Here is a 2,220-nt window from a genome sequence, read left to right as displayed (position 1 = left end):
GCGCGGCCGAGGGGCGCAGGCGGTAAGCGGTGCGACGTGGCCGGGGTCGGCGAACGGGGGTCCGCTGCCCGGTCCGCGTCCGGTGGTCGGACGGATCGACGGCGTCGGCGGGTGGCTGGGCCGTCCGGTGGGGACGGCAGGGCCGGACCTGTCCAAGGTGCCGTCCTGTCCGTTGGTCGCCGCCGATGTGATGTCGATCGATCGCATCCGGGGCCTGGCCTGCAACAAAGCTGCAAACGTGAACTATTGAACCCGGAAAGCGCTTTCCATAGGATCGTGTTTCATCGATGTTTCGACCCTTGCCCGGGTCAGGGGATGCGGAACGCGAGGCCGTGCGCGGCGCGTGGCAGCAGCTCTCGCCTGCGCCGCACTCACCCTTGGGAGACAACAGATGAAACGTACGGCTCTCATCACCGGCACAGCTGTGCTGGCGGCGGTCGTCGGACTGACCGCCGGGTCGGCGACGGCCGCGTCCACCCGCCACGAGGCCGAGACCTCACCGGCGGTGTGTTCCGGCACGATCGACTCGAACTGGTCCGGGTTCTCCGGCTCCGGCTTCTGCAACGGCGACAACGCGACGGGCGCCTACGCCCAGTTCACGGTGAACGCGTCAGCGGCCGGCACGGCGACCATCGGCGTGCGCTTCGCCAACGGCGCCACCAGCAGCCGGCCCACCAACCTGATCATCAACGGCAGCACCGTCCAGACGCCGTCGTTCGAGAGCACCGGCGCGTGGAACACCTGGGCCACCAAGACGCTGACCGTCAACCTGAACTCGGGCAGCAACACGATCCGGTTCCACCCGACCACCTCCGCCGGGCTGGCGAACATCGACTACATCGACGTCGAATCCGGAGGCACACCGCCACCCCCGCCACCGGGCAACGCGTTGTACGTGGCGCCGAACGGTAGTGACAGCGCGGCCGGTACGGAGTCGAACCCCACGACGCTGACCTCCGCGATCACCCGTGTCGCTCCGGGCGGGACGATCTACCTGCGTGGTGGGACCTACCGGTTCTCGCAGACGGTCACCATCGCGGCGGGCAACAACGGCACCTCCACCGCCCGCAAGAGGTTGGCCGCCTACCCCGGCGAGCGCCCGGTGCTGAACTTCTCCGCGCAGAGCGAGGACCCGGCCAACCGCGGCCTCGCCCTGAACGGCAACTACTGGCACGTCCACGGCGTCATCGTCGAGCGGGCCGGCGACAACGGCATCTTCATCGGCGGCAGCAACAACATCATCGAGCGTACGGTGACGCGGTTCAACCGGGACACCGGACTGCAGCTCTCCCGGATGCTGTCCAGTACGCCCAAGGACCAGTGGCCGGCCAACAACCTCATCCTGAGCGCCGAGTCGCACGACAATGCCGACTCCGACGGAGAGGACGCCGACGGCTTCGCCGCGAAGCTCACCTCCGGCCCCGGCAACGTCTTCCGTTACGCGGTGGCCCACAACAACATCGACGACGGTTGGGACCTCTACACGAAGACCGACACCGGCCCGATCGGCGTGGTGACCATCGAGGACTCGTTGGCCTACGAGAACGGCACCCTCAGCAACGGCGGCCAGGCCGGCAACGGTGACCGCAACGGTTACAAGCTCGGCGGTGAGGACATCGGGGTCAACCACGTGATCCGGCGCAGCATCGCCTACGACAACGGCAAGCACGGGTTCACCTACAACCGCAACCCGGGCACGATGACGGTGTCGAACAACATCAGCATCGGCAACGCCCAACGTAACTTCACCTTCGACGCCGGTTCCTCGGTGTTTCGCAACAACACCTCGTGCGACAGCGGGTCGAACGACCGGATCGTCGGCGACGCCGACGGCTCCAACCAGTTCTGGAACGGCGCGAACGGATCCCGCTGCGCGAACCTCACCGGCTCTCTGGGCTGGTCGTTCGCCGCGGACGGTCGGCTCGTCGTGACCCTCGGCGGCCGGGTGGTCAACCCGTAACCGCAGATCGGCCACGTGCCGATCCACCCAGGCCAGGGCGTCTCCGGCGGCACGGGGAACAGCCAGAGACGCCCTGGCCTGGCAGCCGGACCAACTGCGGCACCGGATACCCTCAACGAGGCACGTCGAAGGGCTAGTGCCTCGTCTTTGAACGTTGATCGTGTAATCCGCTGGTTCTGAGGATGTATCGGGCAGGCTGTCTCCCAACACTTGTGGTGGGAGGTGATGGCCGGTGGGCAGACGGCCGGAGGTGTTCGTCC

Annotated in this window: 2 protein-coding genes; both read left to right on the top strand. The window is 67.4% G+C overall.

From position 1 onward, the window contains the following. Window positions 1-250, top strand: a 250-nt coding sequence (locus tag E1165_RS29330) for a hypothetical protein (RefSeq protein WP_207917069.1), incomplete at its 5' end; no start/stop codon positions are given. 141 nt (window positions 251-391) lie between these two features. Beyond that, window positions 392-1,960, top strand: coding sequence for a carbohydrate-binding protein (locus tag E1165_RS28500; protein WP_132394778.1), 1,569 nt, complete (start codon window positions 392-394; stop codon window positions 1,958-1,960). Window positions 1,961-2,220: the final 260 nt, after the last annotated feature.

The organism is Micromonospora sp. KC723 (assembly GCF_004348595.1).
GTDB lineage: Bacteria > Actinomycetota > Actinomycetes > Mycobacteriales > Micromonosporaceae > Micromonospora.
The sequence above is the reverse complement of the archived record's forward strand: the minus strand, read 5'-3'. Positions and strand labels throughout refer to the sequence as shown.